The following is a 354-nucleotide window of genomic DNA, read 5'->3' as shown; positions in this document are numbered from 1 at the left end:
GGTGTTCCGCACCAATTCGTTTGCCGCCCCGGTCGTGAAGGTGCAGACCGAGCGCGATCATCACGTGATCTCGAGCGGCCCCTACGCGCTGGTCCGCCATCCGATGTATACGAGCGTGATGCTGTTCTTCATCGCCGTACCGACGATGCTGGGCTCCTGGTGGGGCCTTGCCTTCGTGCCGGTGTTCTTCGTGATGTTTGCGATCCGCACCCGCATCGAGGAGCACACGCTGGTGGCGGGATTGTCAGGCTATGCCGATTATGCGGCGCGGGTGCGCTATCGCCTCGTGCCCGGACTGTGGTAAGGGACGATCATGGCTGAGAACAAGGTCTACACCGGCGGCTGCCATTGCGG

At 62.7% G+C, this 354-nt stretch carries 1 protein-coding gene; it reads left to right on the top strand.

The window, feature by feature from the left end:
• A partial coding sequence (locus B2W55_RS29095; protein WP_291532683.1) for a methyltransferase family protein occupies nucleotides 1–304 on the top strand: 304 nt, incomplete at its 5' end.
• Nucleotides 305–354: the final 50 nt, after the last annotated feature.

Origin of the sequence: Bradyrhizobium sp. UBA2491 (assembly GCF_002341725.1) — a bacterium.
Lineage (GTDB): Bacteria > Pseudomonadota > Alphaproteobacteria > Rhizobiales > Xanthobacteraceae > Bradyrhizobium.
Note: the sequence above shows the minus strand (reverse complement) of the source record. Positions and strands in the feature narration are given on the sequence as shown.